Here is a 22,163-nt window from a genome sequence, read left to right as displayed (position 1 = left end):
TCATGGCTTGGGATTTCGAAACCGACCCGGAGTTCCAGCAGAAGCTGGACTGGGCCGCCGAGTTCGTCCGCACCGAGGTAGAGCCGCTCGACCTGCTGTACCCGAATCCCTACGACCGCAGCAACACCGAAGCCATGGCGCTGATGCGGCCGCTCAAGGAGAAGGTCAAGGAGCAGGGACTGTGGGCCTGCCACCTCGGCCCCGAGCTCGGCGGCCAGGGCTACGGACAGATGAAGCTGGCGCTGCTCAACGAGGTGCTCGGCACCTCGGTCTGGGCGCCGTCGGTATTCGGCTGCCAGGCACCGGATTCCGGCAACGCCGAGATCCTCGCGCACTACGGCACCCCGGAGCAGAAGGCGAAGTACCTGGAGCCGCTGCTGGCCGGTGAGATCGGCTCCTGTTACGTGATGACCGAACCCACCGGCGGCTCGGACCCGACGCTCTTCCGCACCCGCGCGGTGCGCGACGGCGATCACTGGGTGATCAACGGCGAGAAGTGGTTCAACTCCAACGCGCAGTTCGCGAGCTTCCACATCGTCATGGTCGTCACCAACCCGGATGTCAGCCCGTACCAGGGCATGTCGATGTTCATCGTGCCCGCCGACGCGCCCGGCCTGGAGATCGTCAAGAACTTCCATGTGCACGGCTTCAGCGAGCACGAGGGCCACCTGCGCTTCACCGACGTGCGTGTCCCCGTCGACCACCTGCTCGGCGCCGAGGGCCAGGGCTTCATCGTCGCCCAGACCCGGCTCGGCGGCGGCCGGGTGCACCACGCCATGCGCACGGTCGCGTTGGTGCGCAAGGCTTTCGACATGATGTGCGAGCGCGCGGTGTCGCGGCAGATGCGCAAGGGGCCGCTCGGCGGTTTGCAGATGACCCAGGAGCGCATCGCCGACAGCTGGATCGAGATGGAACAGTTCCGGCTGCTGGTGCTGCGCACCGCCTGGCGCATCGACAAGGAACAGGACTACCTGAAGGTGCGCAAGGACATCGCCGCCATCAAGGTGGCCATGCCCAAGGTCATGCACGACATCGCCCAGCGCGCCCTGCACCTGCACGGCGCCATCGGCGTCAGCGAGGACCTGCCGTTCGTCGACATGATGAATTACGCCGAGGTCATGGCGATCGCCGACGGGCCGACCGAGGTCCACAAGATCACCCTCGCCAAGGAAGTGCTGAAGAACTACGCCCCGGGCGATCCCGTCTACCCGAGCGGGTACCGGCCCGCGCTGCGGGAGCAGGCGCGGGAACTTGTCGCGCGGCGACTGGAGCACGTCGTCGGGAACCTCTAGCCGAACGGTGCGCCGGGACCATCGTGCCGTGGTCCCGGCGGGATTCGATCTCGGCGAACGGTCCCGGACAGCTCGGGTGCCGTGCCACAATTTCGAAGCAGGTTGTGGGTCGGACGACGAGGGGATTTCCGATCGTGCGTACCGGATATGGCATCGCTGTCGCGCTGCTGGCGCTGGCCCTCGGCGCGAGCGGGTGTGCGGACGAGGAGACCGGAGACCGTGACACGACCACGTCACGGACGACGGACGGCTCCCCTGCGCAGACTGCCACGCCCGCGTCGGTGCCGACGCCGCCGCCCACGACCTCGCCGACGGGCGTGATTCCGAATACCGCCCCAACCATCATTCGACCGACGACGACCGTCCCCACCGTCGGACCGCCGACGACGATCCAGCCGACTCTCCCAGGAGCGACGACCACTCAGGTCGCACCCCCGACCACACTCATAGTCCCGCCATCCCAGTGACCACCGCGAACGACGCGCGCGCTTTCGCGCTGCTTCCCCTACTCGGCGCCATCGCCTCGCAGGTGGCATTCGTCACCGGCGTGCTCTATTACTTCGGCTGGGCGTACAGCCGGGCTTTCTTCGGGCACTTCGGCGTATCCGCCGGAACGCTCGGATTCACGACACAGGACTACGTCCTGTTCAGCGTCGGAGCGATGTTCCTGCCGCTGCTGTCCACCCTGTTCTGGATTCTCGCAATGCTCGCCGTCCGGAAGCTGCCGGTCTGGCACGCGCTCAAAAGCGGACGTCCGCGCACCACCCTGCGGTGGTACGTCCGCTTGTCCGCCGCGGCGGGCACGCTGCTCATCGCCGCGGTCGCCGTCCTTGCTTTCAAGCCGACACGCTTCGCTGCTCCGCTCGCGGAGGAGGCTCCGTTCTTGCTGATCGCGGGTTCGGCGATGATCGGCTACGCGACCTGGCTGCTGTGGCGCTACCCGACCGTGCTGGGCATCCGGCGGCCGAGCCGGACGGTGATGCAGGTCAGGACCATCGCGCTCGTCGCGGTCGCCATGATCGGCTACGTCTGGGCCGCCGCTGCCTTCGCGGAGCGCAAAGGCACAGACGACGCTCTGCACCAAGAATCGGTGCATTTCGTCGACCGCCCCGCCATCGTCGTGTTCAGCGTCGACCGGCTCGGCATCGAGGGCGGGGGCGCCCAGCTCGGCGAAATCACCGCGCCCAACGAGAAGTACCGCTACGTCTACAGCGGACTGTGGCTTCTCGTCCGCACCTCCGACCGCTACTACTTGCTCCCACAGCAGTGGAAAGCCAAGCAGGACCGGGTGTTCGTCATCAAGGACAGCGATTCCATCCGCATCGATATCGCGCGGAACCCCTAGCCCACCGCCTCGCTCAGGCCGACATCGAAGACAGTTCGGCCCGTGAATCCGAATACGGCGCAACCGGACTCAATTGCAGTACGGCAGGCATTCTGCGGGTCAGCACCGTCGGGCCTGCGAATTCGAGCCGACCGGTGCGCAGCGCGCGCGATACCGGAATGCGGCCCAACCACACCTGGTAGAGCGAGCCGACGTCGGAGCGAATCGTGACGTCCACCGGATAGCCGGGGTCGGTGACGCACACCGAGGGCGCGCCGCGTTCGACGACGATCCAGTAGCGGCGCGGATCGTCGGTGAACCGCACCGCGAGCACCTGCCGGACACCGGGGAACGACGAGGTGTCCAGGCGGCTGTGCATCCACCAGACGAGCAGGTCGGCGTCGAGTTCTTCTGGGTCGGGTTCGCCGAAGGTCCAGCGCGCGCCCCAGGCGCCGAGGCCGAACAGGATCGGCTCGAGGTCACGTCCCGCCTCGGTCAGCAGGTACCGGCCGCCGATCTTCTCGATCAGACCCGCGCGCTCGAACTGGCGCAACCGCTTGGTGAGCAGGGTGCGCGACAGCCCCGGCAGGCCGCGGGCGAGGTCGTTGAAGCGGGTGCTGCCGAGCAGCAGATCGCGCAGGATGAGCAGCGACCATCGCTCGCCGAGCAGGTCGAGGGCCCGGGAGATCGGGCAGTACTGTCCGTAGCCCGCCGTCGTTGTCGTCACGCCGCACCTCGCGATTCCGTGGTCCTTTTCGTGGACCGGCTGAGTCCACTTTCTGCACTATTCGGTTATCGCGTGGCTTCGTAGCTTCGAAACATGACCACTACCGCTACCCCCGACGTCATGACCACCACCGACTGGATCGAGCGCACCCGCTCGATCGGCGAGACCCTGCGCGCCGAGGTCGCCGACCGCGATCGCACCGGCGAAATCTCCGCGGCCGCCTTCGACCTGTTGCGCACCGCGGGGCTCTCCGCCGCCCTTGTCCCCACCGAGTACGGCGGTGGAGGCGCCACGCATCGCGACATGGGCGAGATATTGCGCGAACTCGGCCGCCACGACCCCTCCACCGCGGTGGCGTTCGCCATGCACGCGCACCTGGTCGCCACCCAGGTGTGGCGGCACAAGCACGGCGCCGACGCCACCCCGCTGTTCCGGAAGGTCGTCGACGGCGCGCTGCTGGTCAGCACCGGCGCCTCGGACTGGGTGGCCTCCAACGGCCGCGCCGAGCGCGTCGACGGTGGCTACCTGGTGCACGCGCGCAAGGCGCCCGCCAGCGGCTGCGAGGTCGGCACCGTGCTCGTCACCAGCGTGCGCTACCAGGACGGGCCAGGAGGCCCGCAGGTGCTGCACTGCGCGATCCCGATGCACGCGCCCGGCGTCGGAATCGAAAAGACCTGGGACACTGTGGGTTTGCGCGCGACCGGCTCGCACACGGTGGTGCTGGACGGCGTGTTCGTCCCGGACGCCGCCATCTCCCTGATCCGGCCGGCCGATGTCTGGCCGCCCCTGCTGAACGTGGTGATCGGCGCGGCGCTGCCGCTGGTCCTCGCGGCGTACCTCGGCATCGCCGACGGCGCGGTGCGCACCGCGCTCGACCTGGTGGCCGGGCGCGGCGATCCGCACATCGTGCAGCTGGCCGGTGAACTGTCCAATGCGCACACCACCGCGGCCGATCTGGTCGAGGCCATGTTCGCGGGCTCGGAGAACCTCGGGTTCGCCAACACCGACGCCTACGCGGCGCGCACCCTCAGCCGCAAAACCGTCGCCGCGGACGCGGTGATCGAGACCGTGCGACTGGCCATCGAGACGGTCGGCGGCGTCGGCTACTCGCGCGGCAGCGAACTGGAGATGCGCTACCGCGACGTGCACGGCTGCCTGTTCCATCCGCTCCCGCGGGCCAAGCAGACCCTGTTCAGCGGACACGTCCTGCTCGGACACACCCCGCTAGGGTGAAACCGGTGAACGACGCGCCCCTGTTCGGTGATGATGGACAGGGGCGCGATTCGCCTGTGTCTGCTAGAGCGAGGCAGGTCGTCATGCCGTGCCCGCGCGACCGGAAGGACAGTCATGGCGTCGATGCGCACGATCGCCCGCTCCCCGATCACCTGGGTACTCACGGCGTTGGTCGTGGTCGGGCTCGGTGTGGCGCTGGCCCTGTTCGAGCCATGGCGGCTCGTCACCGACACCACCGTCGACGAGGCGGCTCCCACCGTGGTCGCGCCACCCGGCGGCTCGCCGCAGATCGACCCGGCATCGCAGCCGCCGCGCACACTCGCCGCGGGCACATTCATTTCCCACGAGCACGGCACGTCGGGCACCGTCAGCGTCCTCCAGCTGGCCGACGGTAGCCGAGTGCTGCGCCTTGCGGATCTGGACACGTCCGACGGACCCGACCTGCACGTCTGGCTCACCGACGCACCGGTACTCGAAGGCAGGGCGGGGTGGGGCGTCTTCGACGACGGCCGTCACACCGATCTCGGCCAGCTGAAAGGCAACAAGGGCAGCCAGAACTACGCCATTCCGGCCGATGTCGATCTCGCCGCCATGACCAGCGTCTCGATCTGGTGCGATCGGTTCGACGTGTCTTTCGGCGCGGCCGCGTTGCACGCGGTCTGAAGGCTCGCGCGTCGCGAAAAAAATGACCCGACAAACGCGGGTTCCCTGTGCCACCATGTGATTCCACGATGATCGCCCCGATCGGCGGGGCGATCCGACGAGTACCTGGAAGGAGGAGGTGGCCCGTGCATCCGATGATCGCGTATTCGGCGAACAGCAAAGCCGTACAGCGGTTCTCGATCGTCGAGAACGGACAGCCGTCGCGCGGCGACGGCGGCGCGGCAGGCCACCTCCCGGCCGGTCGCTGACCCCACCGGTTCCCGAATCGGAGCGCCGCGCCGCGCTTCGCTGAATCTTCCACTTTCTCCACGAAACATGGTGAGCCCCATGATGTTCCGTCGTGCCGCCGATCCGGTGGCGGTGACCGCCGACAACTGGATACGCACCGGCGTCCTCGTCCTCAACGCCTCCTACGAGGCGCTCGACGAGGTCGCCGCCGAACGCGCCGTGGTGCTGCTGATCAGCGGCGCCGCCGAATCCGTCGCCGACAGGGAGCCGTACTTCCCGATCCGGTCGCGGCAGATGGAGATCGCGCTGCCGGAGACCATCCGATTGCTGCGCTATGTGTACATCGAGCACACCGGCCGGGTCGACGACCAGAGTCGCGCCACCCTGGCGGGCGTGCTGCGCCGCGACGCGCACCGGTGCGGCTACTGCGCCGGATGGGCGCGCACCGTCGACCACATCCGGCCGCGCAGCCGCGGTGGACCCAACACCTGGAGCAACCTGATCGCGGCCTGTGCTCCGTGCAACACGCTCAAGGCCGACCGCACGCCGGAGGAGGCGGGCATGCGGCTGCTGTGGGAACCGAAGGCGCCCGATCACCTGGCCAAACGGCAACGTCAGATCTGGAAGCAGCTGGCGAGCGCCTGAGCATCGAGAGAGGAGTAAGGATCCATGACCGTCCGAACAGCACCGACCGGGATCGAGTCGACGCTCGCCGACCTGCTGCCGCTCTCGGATGCCCGAGGGTGGCACCGGGCCGCGTGCCGTGGTGACCCGAATCACGAAGCCTGGTTCCCGTACCCGTCCCAGGACTTCGACTACGCGCGGACCATCTGCGCGAGCTGCCCGATCCGCGCGGCCTGCGCCGATTTCGCCGCCGAGACCGGCCAGTCCGGCGTGTGGGGCGGGCACGAGTTCGACCGCGGGCGGATGATCCGCGAATGACCGCCGCGAGCCGCCGACGTACGACAGCGTCGGCGGTTCGCACGCGTCGCCCGCCGAACAGGTGGACTCGCCCGGCGGGCTGACCGGCGGTGACCATACACTGATGCGCCGTGGGCACTCATCGCAGCGGGACCAGATCTCGAGGTATCAGCAAAGGTCCGGTTATCGCGGTGGTCGCTCTACTGCTACTGGCAACCGCGGTCTTCGCCTGGTTCCAGTTCCGTGACCGGGCCGCGGACCGGGACAGCGCGGCGGCCGCCGGCTGCGTCGAGGGACCCGCGACGCTGTTCGTCACCGTCGATCCCGACCTCGAGGCGCCGGTGCGCGCCATCGCCGACAAGTACAACGCGACCGAGCCGCAGGTGCGCGATCACTGCGCGCGCGTCACGGTGACCGCACGGCCCTCGGCCGAGATCGCCGAGGGCTTCCGCGCGGGCGGCGCGTGGAACCCGGCACTGGGACCGCAACCCGCGCTGTGGATTCCGGATTCCTCCCGCGCCGTCGAGTCCATGCGAGTGCCGGGACTCGTTGCGGGCGAACCGAGCCCGATCGCGGGCAGCCCGATCGCGCTCGGCGTGCCCGAGCAAGTGCGCGCCGCACTGGAGAGCGCGCGGATCGCGTGGGGCGATCTGCCTCGCCTGCAACAGGGTTCGCTCGGCGAGATCGGCCTGCCCGGCTGGGGCGGACTGCGCTTGGCGCTGCCGCCGGGCGATGCCAGGGTGGCCGCCGCGGTCGCGGTCGGGTCCGCCATAGCCGGTGAGGAACCGCTGTCCGACGCGGGCGCGCAGTCCGGCCAGGTGGTCGCGGCGGTCTCCGGCTTGGCGTCCGGAGCGCCGGAGGCCGCGGACACCGCCGCCGCCCTCGCCGCGGTCGCCGATCCGGCCCATGGCGCGAACTCCGCCATCCACGCGGTAGTCGCTACTGAGCAGCAAATAGCCGGGCGGCCCGGCGTCGCCGTCTTCCGTCCCGTGGGCACCGCGCCGGTGGCCGACCACCCTGCCGCGCTCATCTCCGGGCCATGGGTGGATCAGACGCAGAACCTGATCGCCGGGCTCTTCGTCGACTATCTGCGCAACCCCGAGCAGTCACCGTTCTTCACCAGCGCGGACTTCACCGCGGTGCCGCCGCCGACCGGCCCCGGCGCGTCCCGCGCCGCACTGGACAAGGTGCGGGCCACCCTCGCGCACCCTGTGCTCGGTGTGCAGTCCACGGTGTTGCTCGACGTCTCCTCGTCCATGTCGACGGCCGAGGGTTCGAGCACCCGGCTGGCGAATGCGCTCGGCGCGCTGCGCTCCACCATGAACGTCATGCCGCCGGACTTCGGCCTCGGCGTCTGGACCTTCGGCAAGAGCCTCGACGGCGGCAACCCGTACCGGGTGCAGGCCAAAACGGCCGCGCTCGCGGACGGCCAGCGCGCGACGATCGACACCGCGCTGAGCGCCGTCCGCGCCACCGAGACCAAGACCGATCAGGCCTACCCCGCGCTGCTCGCCGCCTATCGCAGCGCGGTGGCCGGCTACGCCGAGGGCCGGACCAATTCGGTGCTGCTGATCACCGACGGGCCCGACGACGACTCCGCACTCACCGGCGCGCAGCTGCTCGCCGACCTCGCGGCGGCCGCCGATCCGGACCGTCCGGTGCGCGTCGACGTCATCGTGATCGGCGGCAGCGGCGCCGAGACGCTGCAGACCGCGGCGCAGCGCACCGGCGGCAGCTACGTTCGGCTGGCCACCTCGAACGATCTCAGCTTCGGCAGCGCGGTGGTCCAAGCCCTGACCACCCCGTAGGGCTCAGGACTCGATGGCCACCCAGATCGCACCGTCCGCATCGACGGACGGGCCGTGCGGTTCGGCGCCGGGAGATCGAGTTCGCCGATCTCTCCGGTTGTAGTGCCCTTTCGATGAGAGCGCGTGCCAGGCTCGGATGACTATTTCCGTCCGTCCGGTTCGACACAGACGAGCGCGCCCGACTCCATAGCGACCCAGATCGCACCGTCGGGGCCGAGCGCCAGACCGTGCGGTTCCGCGCCGGGCAGGTCGAGTTCGCTGATCTGCCCGGCGGTGGTGATCCGCCCGAGCCGGGAGCTCCCCCATTGCGTGAACCACAGCGCTCCGTCGGGTCCGGCGATGATCGCGTGCGGACGGGCCGCACGATCCGGCAGCGGAAACTCCTCGATCGCGCCGTCGGTGGTGATGCGGCCGACCTGTCCCGCACCGATCTCGACGAACCACAGCGCGCCGTCCGGTCCCGCGGTGATGCCGACCGGGTTCGCCTGCGCGGTCGGCAGCGGATACGTGGTGATCGCACCGTCCGTGGTGACGCGGCCGATCGCGTTGGCCTGATTCAAGGTGAACCAGAGCGCGCCGTCGGGCCCCGCGGTGATCATCGAGGGCATGCCGTCGACCGGGTACCGGACGATCGTCCCGTCGGCGGACAACCGCCCGAGATGACCGGACTGAAGTTCGGTGCACCACAGCGCGCCGTCCGGTCCGGTACACAGACCGTACGGCGCGTCGGCGGAGACGAACGACAACGCGCCGTCCGCCCCGATCCGGCCGACGCGGTTGCCGCCGAACTCGGTGAACCACACCGCGTCGTCGGGACCTGCGACGATCACGGTCGGCTGCCCGTCGGACGGGTCGAGGGCGATTGTCTCGACTCGCTCACCCGTCCATCGGCCGATCGCACCCTGCGCGGCCATCGTGAACCACAGCGTGCCCGCCTTGTCGACGGTCACGCCGTACGGCGCACCCGGCGCCTCGATCGTCGTGCGGATCTCAGGCAAATTCGTGCACTCCCTTCTGTTCCCCCTGGAACCGGCGGCGCAACGCGCGGTCGTGACTGACCACGACCACCGCGCCCGGATACTCACCGAGCGCCTGCTCCAGGTCTTCCACCAATGCCAGTGACAGGTGGTTGGTCGGCTCGTCGAGCAGCAGCAGATCGTGCTCGCCCGCCAAGACCCTGGCCAGCGCGAGCCTGCGCCGCTGCCCTTCCGACAGCGCACCGACGCGCACGTCCAGCGCACTCGGGTGGAACAGACCTGTCGACACCAGCGCCTCCCGGCCGTGGCCGTAGGCCTGCGCGACCGTCTGCGCCGGATCGAACGCGACCTCCTGGCGCAGGTAGCCGACGCGGCCCTCGGCGCTGCCGTAGATCCGGTCCAGCAGCGTCGACTTGCCAGAGCCATTGGGTCCGTCGATGAGCAGCCGATCGCGCGGGCCGAGGGTGAGCTCGCCGATCGCGAACGACTTCGCCTGTGCCGCACCGAATCTGCCGCGGAACCGGAGCGGCTTCGGCGGAGGCGGCACCGGATCGTCGGTCAGCCTGCGCAATCGCTCGGCGGTCTGGCGCACCCGCGAGGAGATCGAACTCTGCACCCGCCCCGCGTTGCGGTCGTAGGCCATCTTGTTGTTGTCCTTCATGACCCGGCCCGCCGCGACCCGGTGCGCGGTGGTCGCGGAGAACTCCTCGAGCCGCCGGATCTCATCTCGCCACTGCGCGTACTCCTGCTCCCAGCGCTGCCGGGCCGCGGCCTTGGCGGCGAGGAAACCGGTGTAGCCGCCACCGAACCGGGTGACGCCGCCGTGCTCGACCTCGATGATCGCGGTCACCACCCGGTCCAGGAAGACCCGGTCGTGCGAGACCACCACGACGGTGCCGCGGTGAGCGCGAAGACGGTCTTCCAGCCAGGTCAGAGCGGCGTCGTCGAGATGATTTGTCGGCTCGTCCAGCAACAGGATCTCCGGGGACGCCGCCAGCAGGCAGGCCAAACCAAGTCGCGCCTGTTCTCCGCCGGAGAGGCTCGCCACCGCGCGGTCGCGGCCGATGCCCGCGAGGCCGAGGCCGTGCATGGCCTTTTCGACCCTGGCGTCGGCGTCGTAGCCGTCCCTGGCCTCGAAGGCGGTGAGCAGGTCGCCGTAGGCGTCCATGTCCTGCGCGGCGGCGGCTTCGCCCATGCGCCGCTCGAGGTCACGCAGCTCGGCGAGGGCCAGATCGATGGCGTCGGCGACGGTATCGCCCGCCAGTGTCTGTGCGAGATAGCCGATGCCGCCTGCCGCGGCGACGGTCACGACACCCTCGTCGGCCGGTTCGACTCCGGTCATGACGCGCAGCAATGTCGACTTGCCCGAACCGTTTTCACCGACGATCCCGACCCGCTCGCCGGGCCGGATCGAGAACGTGACGCCGTCGAGCACGCGGCGCTCGCCGTAGGACTTCGCAACACCCCGAAGGGTCAGCTGGGTGGTCAGGTGCACTCCAATCACTACTTGTGTAGCTTTAAGCTAACGAATCACGCCTGCTAATGCAACAGGAGTTGTCTTTGGAGATTCGGAAACGTCCCGGCGGCCGCAGCGCGCGAGTCCGCGACGCGGTGCGCGCGGCCACCCTCGCGGAACTCGCCGAGCACGGTTACCAGGGCCTCGGCGTGGACGCCGTCGCTCAGCGTTCGGGGGTGCACAAGACCACGGTCTATCGCCGCTGGGGCAGCCCGGAGGGATTGATCGCCGACGCGCTCGACCTGGCCTCCGCCGAGCCGTGGCCCATTCCCGACACCGGCACGCTCGCCGATGATCTGCGCGCGCTGACCGAACTCGTCCGCACCGGGTTCACCGATCCGGAGGCGGGTCCGGTCGCCACCGCGTTCATCGCCGCCGCCATGCAGAATCCCACCGCGGCGACCGCGCTGCACGACTTCTATCAGGCACGCCATCGGCAGTCGGCCGAGATCGTGCGACGGGCCGTGCTCCGCGGCGAGCTCGACCCCGAGGTCGACGCGGAGGAGGTCGTCCGCTTCGCGGTCGCGCCGATCTTCTACCGGCTGTTCATCTCTCGCGAACCGGTGACGGCCGAGGACGCCCGTCATGCCGCCGACGCGGCACTCGCCGCCGCCCGCGCGCACACGCTCTGAACGGGCTCCGGATACGCGAAAGGCCGCCGCGCAGAGGAGAATCCTTCGGGCGCGGCGGCCTCGCTGTGCGTCAGTCGGCGTAGGCGTCCAGCGGCGGGCAGGAGCACACCAGGTTGCGGTCGCCGTACGCGCCGTCGATACGCCGCACCGGCGGCCACACCTTGGCCCTGGCGTGCGCGAGACCCCTTGGGTAGACGGCGATCTCGCGGCTGTACGGGTGATCCCACGCACCGACCAGGCTGGCCGCCGTGTGCGGCGCGCCGCGCAGCGGATTGTCCTGCACCGGCCAGACTCCCGCGCCGACCTGATCGATCTCGGCGCGGATCGCGATCATCGCCTCGATGAAATCGTCCAGCTCGGCGAGGTTTTCGCTCTCGGTCGGCTCGACCATGAGCGTGCCCGCGACCGGGAAGCTCATGGTCGGCGCGTGGAAACCATAGTCCGCCAAGCGCTTCGCCACATCGTCGACGGTCACGCCGGTGCGCTTGGTGATCTCGCGCAGGTCGAGGATGCACTCGTGGGCGACCATGCCGTTCTCGCCGGTGTAGAGCACCGGGAAGTACCCGTCCAGCCTGCGCGCCAGGTAGTTGGCCGAGGCGATGGCCGAGAGCGTGGCGCGACGCAGGCCGTCCGCGCCCATCATCCGGATGTAGGCCCAGGTGATCGGCAGGATCGAGGCCGAGCCGTACTCGGCCGCCGACACGGCGTGCGAACCGCGTTCCAGCGGGTTGCCCGGCAGGTACTTCGCCAGGTGCGAGCGCACCGCTACCGGGCCGACGCCGGGACCGCCACCGCCGTGCGGGATGCAGAAGGTCTTGTGCAGGTTCAGGTGGCTGACATCGCCGCCGAACCGGCCAGGACGGGCCAGACCGACGAGCGCGTTCAGGTTCGCGCCGTCCACGTAGACCTGGCCGCCCGCGTCGTGCACCAGCGCGCACAGCTCGGCCACCTCGTGCTCGTACACGCCGTGCGTGGACGGGTAGGTGATCATGATGCAGGCCAGCCGGTCGGCGTGGTCGGCGATCTTGGCGCGCAGGTCGTCCAGATCGACGTCACCGTTGTCGCGGCACTTGACCATCTCGACGCGCATGCCGACCATGGCCGCCGAGGCGGCGTTGGTGCCGTGCGCGCTGGACGGGATCAGGCAGGTGTCGCGGTGCGTGTCGCCGCGGTCCAGGTGATAGCGGCGAATGGCGAGCAGACCCGCGTACTCGCCCTGGCTGCCCGCGTTCGGCTGCAGGCTCACCGAGTCGTAGCCGGTGATCTCGCAGAGCCAGTTCTCCAGATCTGCGACGACCTTCAGCAGGCCGGGCGCGTCCTCGACCGGGGCGTAGGGGTGCACCCTGGCGAAACCGGGCCAGGTGATGGGCTCCATCTCCGCGGTCGCGTTGAGCTTCATGGTGCACGAGCCGAGCGGAATCATGCTGCGGTCCAAGGCGATGTCCTTGTCGGACAGCCGCCGCAGGTAGCGCAGCATCGCGGTCTCGGTGTGGTAGCTGGTGAACGCGGGGTGGGTGAGGAATTCGGAGGTGCGCGTCTCGATGGAGGCGGCGGGCGCGGCGGTGCCGTCGGCGTCCAACGACCGTGCGGTGCCGAAGGATTCGAGCACCGCCGCGACGTGCGCCGAGGTGGTCGCCTCGTCGCAGGCGATGGCCACGTGATCGGCGTCGACCAGCCACAGGTTGATGCCGCGCGACTTCGCCTTGGCCACCACGGCTTCCGCGCCGCCCGGCACGTGCGCGAGCACGGTGTCGAAGAAGGTGTCGTGCACGACCGCGCCATCCAAGCCCGCCGCGATCGCCGCCGCGTGCCCGTGCACCCGCCGCGCGATCGCCCGCAGGCCGTCCGCACCGTGGTAGCTCGCGTACATCGCGGCCACGATGGCCAGCAGCACCTGGGCGGTGCAGATGTTCGAGGTCGCCTTCTCGCGACGGATGTGCTGCTCACGGGTCTGCAGCGCGAGCCGGTAGGCGAGATCGCCGTCGGCGTCCACCGACACCCCGACCAGCCTGCCCGGCAGCTGCCGCGCGTACTGGTTGCGCACCGCCAGGTACCCGGCGTGCGGGCCGCCGAAACCGAGCGGAACGCCGAAGCGCTGGGTGGTGCCGAAACAGACATCGGCGCCCTGCTCACCGGGCGGGGTGATCAGCGTCGCGGCGAGTAGGTCGGCGCCCACCGCGACCAGCGCGCCGCGCTCGTGCGCCGCCGCGATGACGCTGGTCCAGTCGACGATCCGGCCGGACGCGCCCGGCGCCTGCAGCACCACGCCGAAGAACTCGCCCTCCGGCAGCGCTCCGGTGGACAGATCCGCCTCGACGATCTCGATGCCGAGCGGCTCGGCCCTGGTCTCCAGCACGGTACGGGTCTGCGGGAACAGGTCGGCGTCGACGAGCAGCCGCGCCGACTTCGACCGGCCTGCCCTGCGCAGCAGCGTCATGGCCTCGGCGGCCGCGGTGGCCTCGTCCAGCATGGACGCGTTGGCCACCTCCATCCCGGTCAGATCCGAGACCATGGTCTGGAAATTGAGCAGCGCCTCCAGGCGGCCCTGGCTGATCTCCGGCTGGTAGGGCGTGTAGGCGGTGTACCAGGCCGGGTTCTCCAGCAGATTGCGCACCAGCACCGGCGGGGTGAGGGTGTCGTAGTAGCCGAGACCGATCATCGAGGTGGCGACGGTGTTGGCGTGCGCGAGGGCGGCCAGCTCGGCGAGCACCTCGTGTTCGGTGGCCGCGGGCGGCAGACCGGCCAGCGCGCCCGCCGCGGAGTCGTCGAGGATGCTCGCGGGTAGCGCGACGGTGGCCAGATCGTCCAGCGAATCGACGCCGACGACGGGCAGGATCAGGGCGAGTTCGTCCCGGTCGGGTCCGATATGACGGTCGGCGAATGATCGAGTCACGGCAGCAGCTCCAAGGTCGGGCGGGTCGAGCCGTGTCGATGGGTAGACGCGGTGTCGACGGGTTCCAGCCCTCCCCCTCTGTCGTGGTGCCTGAGAGATTCGGGCGGCCCGGTCGAGGCCAGTTCCCTTTCCCCATGGGCGGGCGGCCCTGCGCACGCGCAGACCACCGCTTTCCAGAGGCGCCGAAGCCCGTACGGTCCCTGTTGCCTGAGAGATTGACGGGGAGGTGCTGCTCCTTCGGCGCCCGGTCTGTTCGAGACCGGAACTCTCCCGCACGGCGGCGACGCACCGTCAGTTTATGACGCCGCGCCGCGAAACGATGCCTCCACCCGAGTGTCGCCCTCGTCACTCCGCACCGGCGGACCGAGAAAGGCCACCGTCCCGCGCGGGTGACGGTGGCCGCATGCCACCCGGTGTCAGCCGGTGGCCCTGTTCATCCGCGCCTTGCGCCGGAACGCCAGCTCGTCCTCGGGACGCTCGGTCGCGGTGCTGGCGCGCTCCGCGGGGAAGTTCGCGATGGCGCCGGTCAGCTCGCGCATCGCGCCGCTCACGGCGATACCGAAGACGCCCTGTCCGCCCTGCAGTAAATCGACGACTTCCTCGGGCGAGGTGCACTCGTACACCGAGGTGCCGTCGGAGAACAGGGTGATGCCCGCCAGATCCTGGACGCCCCTGCTGCGCAGATGATCCACGGCGATGCGGATGTTCTGCAGCGAGATCCCCGCGTCGAGCAGCCGCTTCACGATCTTGAGGACCAGGATGTCCTTGAACGAGTACAGCCGCTGACTACCCGAACCCGCCGCGCCGCGAATGGAGGGCACGACAAGTCCGGTCCTGGCCCAGTAGTCGAGCTGACGGTAGGTGATCCCAGCGACCTGGCACGCGCTCGGCACACGGTAACCGACGAGCTCGTCGGGTACGGAGTCATCCGGGAACAGGCCGGGCTGCACCTCTGAGCCCTCGGTCGGACGGACGTCCGGCCGCCGCACATCCTGCGATTGCTCTGCCACTGACCACTCCCTTGCTCCGCAGACGCCTAGCCTCAACGATGGCCCGGCTCCGGTGATGACCAACAACCCGTCATTCCGGACGTGGCCCAACTATCGAGATTACTCCCGTTGATTGTCTCGGGAGCGACATCGTCGGACCAAACGCGACGCGCGGTAAAAGTCTGTAGCTGTAGTTGAGGTCTAGAAGATTTCCGGCCCCTCAGCTGTCGGTGGCCTTGAAGTCGTCCGGCGACACCGACTCGAGGAACTCCTTGAACTTCTCCACCTCGTCCTCGCGCTCGTCGGGCATCACCAGCCCCGCCTCCTCGAGGACGGCTTCCTCGGCGTGAATCGGGCAACCCACTCGCAACGCGATGGCGACCGAGTCGGACGGGCGCGCCGAGATGCGTAGCTCGTTGTCGAAGACCAAGTCCGCGTAGAACGTGCCCTCTTGCAGATCCACGATCCGGACTTCCTTGAGGGTGTGCCCGAGCTCGGTGATCAAGATCTTGATCAGATCGTGGGTCAGCGGGCGGATGGGCGTCACCCCCTCCTGCTCCAGCACGATGGCGGTCGCCTCGGCCTGGCCGATCCAGATCGGAAGGTACCTGTCCCCCGACACCTCGCGCAGCAACAGCACGGGCTGGTTCTGTGGCTGCTCGACGCGGATGCCGATCACGCGCATTTCACTCATGCCATTGCCTCGCTAACGCTCGGCTTCGGCATGCGCGAAGCACGCTGTGACATGATTCGCTCGCTCATAGCACTGCCTCCCATATTCGCCGGCCGCCCGACCTGACCGCTGCAGAGCTCGCCGTACCACGAGTCTAGGCGAACCCACAGCGGTGCTGCGATCGGTGTGCACAGCCGAAATCGGCGTGTTGCCGGGGTGGAATACAGGTTCGGGCGTCAGCTTCCGAGAGAGTTGCGTACCGAGGCTTTCACCAGGCAGGTGTGCAGCGTCAGCGACAGTGCCGCGAGTTCGCGCACGGTTTCCTCGGCCCTTGCTCGCGCGCCCGCGTCGCGGCTCTTGGCGATCGGCGCGGCGATCTGCGCCAACAGCGCGGCCTCCCGGTCCGCGGCCAGTTTGAAGGCGCGCAGATGCCGTGCCTCCAGGCCGAATTCGGCCATGGCGCGGGCGGTCCTGGCCAACGTGACCGCCTCGCCGTCGAAGAACCCAGCGGCTCCCGGAGTGATCAGATTGGCCCGGATCAGATCGTTGAGGAAGCGCTCGTCGATCTCGGCTTGCTCCAGCAGATCCGCTCGGGTGAGCCGGATTTCGTGATCGAAGCGCAACTCGTCCGGCGAGACCTCGCCGGGCACCACGCCCAGCCTGCGCGGCGCGGCCGTCCGCGGAACGCGGCCGGCCTGCGCGGCGGCGGAGCCGGAATCGACGCCCGTGACCGGAGCCGATTCCGCACCGCCGGGACGGCCGGAGTGCGCCCTGGCGCGGGCTTCCCGCACACCGAGCGTGGCCGCCCCGCTGTCGATCGCTTCCAGTTGTTCCTTGATCACCTTCAACGGCAGGTACTGATCGCGTTGCGCGGTCAGCACGAACCTGAGCCGTTCGCAGTCCGCGACCGAGAATCTGCGATAGCCGGACGGCGTGCGCTCCGGCCGGATCAGGCCCTCGGATTCGAGGAACCTGATCTTCGAGATGGTGATGTCGGGGAAGTCGGGTCGCAGTAGGTCGAGAACGGAGCCGATCGACATCCCTCCGCGCGCCCACTGCGCCGCGCCCGTCACAGCGCCGTGTCTTTCACACACATCGGCGCCCGCGGCGCGAGCGACGGGCCCGGAGGCGGCAGCGGAGCGTGACCACGCAGGGACCCGCGAACGCCGCCATCCGAACCAGTGCTCATAGACTGCCCGCACCCGCCGACGGCTCGTTCACGGCGGCGCGCGGTCCGGTCAGGAACACGAGCCGGAACTTGCCGATCTGCACCTCGTCGCCGTTCTGCAGCTCCGAGGAGTCCACCGGCTCCCGGTTCACGTAGGTGCCGTTCAGGCTGCCCACGTCCACCACCTGGAACGTGTCGTCGTCCTGGCGGAACTCGGCGTGCCGACGGCTGACGGTGACGTCGTCGAGAAAGATGTCACTGTCGGGGTGGCGCCCCGCCGACGTGGTCGGCTGATCCAGGAGGAAACGCGATCCCGCGTTCGGCCCGCGCTTGACGACCAGGAGGGCGGCGCCGACCGGCAGGCCCTCGACCCCTTGGACCGGCTGCTCACCGGTCTGCTCACCGGAGCGCGACGCGTCGACCTCGTTCAGGAAATCCGCGCGGAAGACCGACGTCGTCTCGGCCGCGGTCTCCTGGTAACCCGGGTCTTTGTTCTCGCTCACCGTTTCTCTCCTCCTCGAACCTGATTATCCATGCAAGCAGGTGATGCTTCGCCGACACGACCGGTCGTGTCGCTAGAACACCGGCATCGGGTGCCGGTACATCTGTTGGCTTTGACCGTACCCTGCCGGGGCGTGCCCGTGCAGGGAGAACTGGGAAGGCTGCTTCAGCCCCCGATAACTCCTTGATAACCTGCCGCATCCAGCAGTTCACCCAGCGTGACATCGAGCCCGTCGGCGTCCTCCACCTCGAGCTCGAACAGCCACCCCGCACCATACGGGTCGGTGTTCAGCGTCTCCGGCGCGGAGGTCAGTTCCTCGTTCACCGCAACGACTTTCGCGGTCAGCGGCGCGTAGATGTCCGAGACGCTCTTGGTGGACTCGACCTCGGCGATGCTCTCGCCCGCGTCCGCCGCCCTGTCCGCGTCAGGCAGCTGCACGAACACGACATCGCCGAGCTGTGACTGCGCGTAATCGGTGATGCCGACCCGCACCCGGTTCGGGGCGACCCGGCGCACCCACTCGTGCTCCTCGGTGTACCGCAGATCCTCGGGGGTTAGGGGCACTGGGCGTCCTTTCGTAGTGAACGTTGCACGCAACCTTATCCGTTATGGGTGACGGTGCCCCACAGCCGGTATCGCTCGTGCCACCGCAATGGCCTTGCCCGCGTAGAGCACGCCGGTCCAGAGATACACCGCCGTGCCCCAGACCAGGAATGCCCCGCCGAATGCCCGGCCGAAACCGGCGAGTGCCCAATCCATCTGTCCGGCAAGCAGCCAGGGCAGCGCGGACATGAGCGCGAAGGTGGCGGCTTTACCCAGATAGATGACCTCGGGGGGGTCGAGATCCCGCCGTTTGTAGACCGAGAGCGTGAGGGTCAGCACGAGGTCGCGCCCGACCAGCAGCAGCGCGACCCACCATGGCAGCAGGCCGCGGATCACGAAGGCCAGCAAGGTGGTCACCAGGAAGAGCCGGTCCACGAACGGGTCGAGCAGCGCGCCCAGGCGCGATCCCTGGTCGAGCAGCCTGGCCAGCTTGCCGTCCAGGAAATCGGTCACGCCGCTGGCGACCAGCAGCGCGAAGGCCCAGCCGTCGGCCTCCTCGACGAGCAGCAGCCACAGGAACACCGGCACGCCGATCAACCGCAGCACGCTCAGCACGTTCGGGACGGTGAGGATGCGGTCGTCGAACACGCCGCCGCCGGTGTCGGCGCGCTCGCCGGGTTCGGTGGTCCCCGATTCCGTTGTCACACGCCAGTGCTTACCGCACGAACCCCCGGCGCCGCTATCCGGGCTCGCCGTCGGTTTACGCCACAACACCCACCCTGAAAGAATGACTATGAAACTATCTCATCATCGACAGGTGAGGAGAGGATGTCATGCCCGCATTCGACTACGACGTGGTAGTGATCGGTTCCGGGTTCGGCGGCAGCGTGAGCGCCCTGCGGCTGACCGAGAAGGGGTACCGGGTTGGCGTGCTGGAGGCCGGGCGGCGCTGGACGGCCGATGATCTGCCGAGCACGAATTGGAACGTGCGCAAATCCCTTTGGGCGCCGCGCCTCGGCCTGACCGGACCGCAGCGGATCAGCATCCTCGGCAAATGCGCGGTGTTCTCCGGCGCCGGAGTGGGCGGCGGCTCGCTCATCTACGGCAACACCCTCTACGAGCCGCTGCCGAACTTCTACACCGACAAGCAGTGGGCGCACATCACCGACTGGAAGGCGGAACTGGCGCCCTACTACGACCAGGCCGAACGCATGCTCGGCGTCGCGCAGAACCCGCGCATGACGCCCGCCGACGAGGTGATCAGGGAGATCGCCGACGACCTCGGGGTCGGCGACACCTTCCACGCTACGAACGTCGGTGTCTTCTTCAACGAGTCGGATCCCGGCGCCGAGGTCGACGACCCCTACTTCGGTGGCGCCGGCCCGCGTCGCCGCGGCTGCGTGCACTGCGCGCGGTGCTTCACCGGCTGCCCGCACAACGCCAAGAACACCACCCCCACCAACTACCTCTACCTGGCCGAGCAGGCGGGCGCCGAGGTGCATCCGCTGACCACGGCCACCGCGGTGCGCCCGCTGTCCGGCGGCGGCTACGCCGTCGAGACCGAGCGCTCGGATCGCTGGATCCGCAAGCAGCGCAAGACCTTCACCGCCGAGCAGGTGGTCTTCGCGGGCGCCGCGCTGGGAACCCAGAAGCTGCTGCACCGGATGCGCGACGAGCGGGTGCTGCCGGAGCTCTCCCCCCGGCTCGGCGAGCTGACCCGCAGCAACTCCGAGGCAATCCTCAATGTGGTGAGCCGCACGCGCCGCGATTTCGCCGAGGGCATCGCGATCACCTCCTCCATCCACCCGGAGGCCGACACGCACATCGAGGTCTGCCACTACGGCAAGGGACAGAACGCGCTGTTCCCTCTGTCGGTGCCGATCGTGGACGGCGGCGCGTTCCGGTTCCTGCGGTTCCTGCTGGCGATCCTGTTGCATCCTGTGGTGTTCCTGCGCAGCCTGAACGCCAGGCACGCGTCGGAGAAGTCGGTGATCCTGCTGGTGATGCAGTCGCTGGACAACTCGCTGACCTCGTTCCGCAAGCGCGGTCAGCTTAAGACAAGGCAGGGCACGGGCGAGCCGAACCCGACCTGGATCCCGCTCGCGCACGACGTCGGCCGCCGCTTCGCGGCGAAGGTGGACGGCGACACCCACGGCCTGGTCATGGACGTCTTCGACATCCCAGCCACCGCCCACTACATCGGCGGCTGCGTGATCGGCGAGAGCGCGGAGACCGGCGTGGTGGATCCATACCAGCGGGTGTTCGGGCATCCCGGCCTGCACGTCGCGGACGGGTCCGCGGTCACCGCGAATCTCGGCGTGAATCCCTCGCTGACCATCACCGCCCAAGCCGAACGGGCCATGGCCTTCTGGCCCAACAAGGGCCAGGACGACCCGCGACCCGCACTCGGCGAACGCTACCGGCGCATCGATCCGGTGGCGCCCGCCAAGCCCACCGTCCCCGCCGCGGCGCCGGGCGCGTTGCGCCTGCCGATCACGCCGGTCGATCCCCCGGTGCCCGCGACCTGAGCCGCGCTCGCACGATGCGCGGGAATCGGCGGCCGCAGGCTAGCGTGATCCCTCGTGTCGGACAGTGGTGTTGATCTGCGCTTCTACGTTCCCGCCGAGGAGATAAGGGCGCGGGGGCGAGCCTTGCGCGAGCGCGTCCCGGTGACCGCGCGCGACCGCGAGGCCACCGGCGCGCGGCGGCCGGATGTGCTCGACTTCCTGCGCGCCGCCCACGAGGACCGGCTCCCGCACCTGGTGCCGCTGCGGGTGGGGCGCATGATGTCCGGTCCGTTCACGTTCTACCGCGGCGCGGCCGGCCTGATGGCCGCCGATCTGGCCGGCGGACCGGTCAGCGGTCTCGCCGCGCAGCTGTGCGGTGACGCGCACGCCGCGAATTTCGGCCTGTACGGCACCTCGCGCGGCGAAATCATCATGGACATCAATGATTTCGACGAGACCATCGCCGGTCCGTGGGAGTGGGATCTGGAGCGCCTCGCCGCCAGCCTGGTGCTGGCCGGGCGCGAGTCGGGAGCCGACGAAGACGACTGCCGCAGGGCCGCGCGCGACGCCGCACGCAGCTACCGGATCGCCGTCGACACGCTCGCCGAGATGCCGTTCATGGAGTCGTGGACCGCCCTGCCCGACGAATCCGTGATCAGCCAAGCCAAGGCCGACGCACTGCTGGACGACTTCAAGAAGGCGGCCAAGAAGGCGCGCAAGAACAACAGCGCCAAAGTCGCCGCGAAGTGGACCAGGCACCTCGACGACCACGTGACCGATGTCAGCAAGCACCGATTCGTCAGCGACCCACCGGTTCTCACCCCGGTCGAGGACGCCGTGGAGCAGGCCGTGATCGACGGACTGGAACGCTACGGCGACACCCTGCGCGAGTCGCGACGCAACTTGCTGGCCCGATTCGCGGTGTCGGACGTCGCTTTTCGCATCGTCGGCACCGGAAGCGTCGGGCTGCACAGCTATGTCGCGCTGCTGCACGGCAACGACGGCGAGGTGCTGGTGCTCCAGCTCAAGCAGTCCATCCCCTCCGCGCTCGCGCCGTACCTGCCCGCACCGCCGGTACGTCACGAGGGCGAGCGAATCGTGCAGGGCGCCAGGCTGGTTCAGTCCGACTCCGACATGCTGCTCGGCTGGACGACGCTCGAATTGGGCGGGCGCGAGCTGCCTTTCATCGTCCGGCAGTTCCGCAACTTCAAGGGCAGCATCGACCCGGCCGCGCTGCCCGCCGACGATCTCGACGACTACGGCAGGCTGGCGGGCGCGCTGCTGGCCCGCGCACATTCGCGGTCGCTCGATCCCCGTTCGCTCTCGGGGTATCTGAACGGCGACGAGAGCTTCGAGGAGGCCGTCGCGAACTTCGCGGTGCGCTATGCCGATCGCACCGAGGCCGACCACGCCGAGCTCGAACGTGCGGTCAGGGCGGGGAAACTCGCCGCCGAAATTCCCGAATGACCTGCGCCGCCAACTCCGAACACGCCGAGTCTCGGCGTGGGCACGGCGCGACTCACGCCATTGCTCGTATCCTGTCCACTGTCGAGTGACGACGTGAAGG

Annotated in this window: 21 protein-coding genes and 1 riboswitch; of the genes, 11 read left to right on the top strand and 10 right to left on the bottom strand. The window is 69.0% G+C overall.

The genetic code is table 11. From position 1 onward, the window contains the following. The first annotated feature begins 2 nt into the window (after positions 1-2). Positions 3-1,292, top strand: coding sequence for an acyl-CoA dehydrogenase family protein (locus AB0H50_RS13200; protein ID WP_357450819.1), 1,290 nt, complete (start codon positions 3-5; stop codon positions 1,290-1,292). Positions 1,293-1,755: 463 nt separating this feature from the next. After that, on the top strand, positions 1,756-2,637 hold the full coding sequence (locus tag AB0H50_RS13195; RefSeq protein WP_357450816.1) for a hypothetical protein: 882 nt from the start codon (positions 1,756-1,758) through the stop codon (positions 2,635-2,637). Between the two features lie 13 nt (positions 2,638-2,650). Here the strand turns inward: AB0H50_RS13195 and AB0H50_RS13190 are convergent, their stop codons facing one another. After that, positions 2,651-3,343, bottom strand: coding sequence for a winged helix-turn-helix transcriptional regulator (locus AB0H50_RS13190; protein ID WP_357450813.1), 693 nt, complete (start codon positions 3,341-3,343; stop codon positions 2,651-2,653). 93 nt (positions 3,344-3,436) lie between these two features. Between AB0H50_RS13190 and AB0H50_RS13185 the strand changes: the two genes are divergently transcribed. The 6 genes from AB0H50_RS13185 (at position 3,437) to AB0H50_RS13160 (ending at position 8,196) form a co-directional block, all read left to right on the top strand. Next, entirely contained in the window at positions 3,437-4,576 is a 1,140-nt protein-coding gene (locus AB0H50_RS13185; protein ID WP_357450811.1) for an acyl-CoA dehydrogenase family protein, read from the top strand. Between the two features lie 114 nt (positions 4,577-4,690). Next, positions 4,691-5,239: a DM13 domain-containing protein gene (locus AB0H50_RS13180; RefSeq protein WP_357450808.1), complete on the top strand. Its 549-nt coding sequence runs from the start codon at positions 4,691-4,693 to the stop codon at positions 5,237-5,239. 125 nt (positions 5,240-5,364) lie between these two features. Continuing rightward, positions 5,365-5,487, top strand: a complete 123-nt coding sequence (locus AB0H50_RS13175) for a hypothetical protein (protein ID WP_357450805.1) — start codon at positions 5,365-5,367, stop codon at positions 5,485-5,487. 79 nt (positions 5,488-5,566) lie between these two features. After that, positions 5,567-6,112, top strand: coding sequence for an HNH endonuclease (locus AB0H50_RS13170; protein WP_357450802.1), 546 nt, complete (start codon positions 5,567-5,569; stop codon positions 6,110-6,112). A 24-nt stretch (positions 6,113-6,136) separates the two neighbouring features. Continuing rightward, positions 6,137-6,409 carry a WhiB family transcriptional regulator gene (locus AB0H50_RS13165; protein ID WP_357450799.1) on the top strand — a complete coding sequence of 91 codons (273 nt, stop codon included), beginning with the start codon at positions 6,137-6,139 and terminating at the stop codon, positions 6,407-6,409. 170 nt (positions 6,410-6,579) lie between these two features. Beyond that, positions 6,580-8,196, top strand: coding sequence for a VWA domain-containing protein (locus tag AB0H50_RS13160; protein WP_357450797.1), 1,617 nt, complete (start codon positions 6,580-6,582; stop codon positions 8,194-8,196). Positions 8,197-8,336: 140 nt separating this feature from the next. On the opposite strand, the gene AB0H50_RS13155 is transcribed toward AB0H50_RS13160, so the two are convergent. After that, complete coding sequence (locus AB0H50_RS13155) at positions 8,337-9,194, bottom strand: virginiamycin B lyase (RefSeq protein ID WP_357450794.1); 858 nt, start codon at positions 9,192-9,194, stop codon at positions 8,337-8,339. Next, complete coding sequence (locus AB0H50_RS13150; RefSeq protein ID WP_357450791.1) at positions 9,187-10,677, bottom strand: ABC-F family ATP-binding cassette domain-containing protein; 1,491 nt, start codon at positions 10,675-10,677, stop codon at positions 9,187-9,189. The genes AB0H50_RS13155 and AB0H50_RS13150 overlap by 8 nt, the downstream gene beginning before the upstream one ends. Positions 10,678-10,733: 56 nt before the next feature. On the opposite strand from AB0H50_RS13150, the gene AB0H50_RS13145 reads away from it, so the two are divergent. Next, positions 10,734-11,321 carry a TetR/AcrR family transcriptional regulator gene (locus AB0H50_RS13145; RefSeq protein ID WP_357450788.1) on the top strand — a complete coding sequence of 196 codons (588 nt, stop codon included), beginning with the start codon at positions 10,734-10,736 and terminating at the stop codon, positions 11,319-11,321. Between the two features lie 70 nt (positions 11,322-11,391). On the opposite strand, the gene gcvP is transcribed toward AB0H50_RS13145, so the two are convergent. The 7 genes from gcvP to AB0H50_RS13110 all read right to left on the bottom strand — a co-directional run bounded on the left by gcvP (position 11,392) and on the right by AB0H50_RS13110 (position 18,737). Then, the gene (gcvP, locus tag AB0H50_RS13140; RefSeq protein ID WP_357450785.1) at positions 11,392-14,214 is read right to left on the bottom strand and encodes an aminomethyl-transferring glycine dehydrogenase; all 2,823 of its coding nucleotides are present in this window, start codon (positions 14,212-14,214) and stop codon (positions 11,392-11,394) included. A gap of 184 nt (positions 14,215-14,398) precedes the next feature. Next, a riboswitch (glycine riboswitch) is annotated at positions 14,399-14,497 on the bottom strand. 133 nt (positions 14,498-14,630) lie between these two features. Further along, positions 14,631-15,224, bottom strand: a complete 594-nt coding sequence (locus tag AB0H50_RS13135; RefSeq protein ID WP_067839000.1) for a MerR family transcriptional regulator — start codon at positions 15,222-15,224, stop codon at positions 14,631-14,633. A 199-nt stretch (positions 15,225-15,423) separates the two neighbouring features. After that, the gene (locus tag AB0H50_RS13130; protein WP_141811267.1) at positions 15,424-15,897 is read right to left on the bottom strand and encodes a bifunctional nuclease family protein; all 474 of its coding nucleotides are present in this window, start codon (positions 15,895-15,897) and stop codon (positions 15,424-15,426) included. A gap of 215 nt (positions 15,898-16,112) precedes the next feature. After that, positions 16,113-16,916, bottom strand: a complete 804-nt coding sequence (locus tag AB0H50_RS13125) for a MerR family transcriptional regulator (protein WP_357450781.1) — start codon at positions 16,914-16,916, stop codon at positions 16,113-16,115. Between the two features lie 145 nt (positions 16,917-17,061). Beyond that, positions 17,062-17,547 (bottom strand): FHA domain-containing protein, encoded by a 486-nt coding sequence (locus AB0H50_RS13120; protein WP_357450778.1) that lies wholly within the window; start codon positions 17,545-17,547, stop codon positions 17,062-17,064. A gap of 164 nt (positions 17,548-17,711) precedes the next feature. Beyond that, the gene (gcvH, locus tag AB0H50_RS13115) at positions 17,712-18,110 is read right to left on the bottom strand and encodes a glycine cleavage system protein GcvH (RefSeq protein ID WP_357450775.1); all 399 of its coding nucleotides are present in this window, start codon (positions 18,108-18,110) and stop codon (positions 17,712-17,714) included. Positions 18,111-18,152: 42 nt separating this feature from the next. Beyond that, positions 18,153-18,737 (bottom strand): CDP-alcohol phosphatidyltransferase family protein, encoded by a 585-nt coding sequence (locus tag AB0H50_RS13110; protein ID WP_357451549.1) that lies wholly within the window; start codon positions 18,735-18,737, stop codon positions 18,153-18,155. A gap of 185 nt (positions 18,738-18,922) precedes the next feature. Between AB0H50_RS13110 and AB0H50_RS13105 the strand changes: the two genes are divergently transcribed. Together AB0H50_RS13105 and AB0H50_RS13100 are read left to right on the top strand one after the other, a co-directional pair. Next, positions 18,923-20,617 carry a GMC family oxidoreductase gene (locus AB0H50_RS13105; protein ID WP_357450772.1) on the top strand — a complete coding sequence of 565 codons (1,695 nt, stop codon included), beginning with the start codon at positions 18,923-18,925 and terminating at the stop codon, positions 20,615-20,617. A 54-nt stretch (positions 20,618-20,671) separates the two neighbouring features. Beyond that, entirely contained in the window at positions 20,672-22,063 is a 1,392-nt protein-coding gene (locus AB0H50_RS13100; protein WP_357450769.1) for a DUF2252 domain-containing protein, read from the top strand. Positions 22,064-22,163: the final 100 nt, after the last annotated feature.

Source organism: Nocardia sp. NPDC050793 (assembly GCF_040654065.1).
Classification (GTDB): Bacteria; Actinomycetota; Actinomycetes; order Mycobacteriales; family Mycobacteriaceae; genus Nocardia.
Note: the sequence above shows the minus strand (reverse complement) of the source record. Positions and strands in the feature narration are given on the sequence as shown.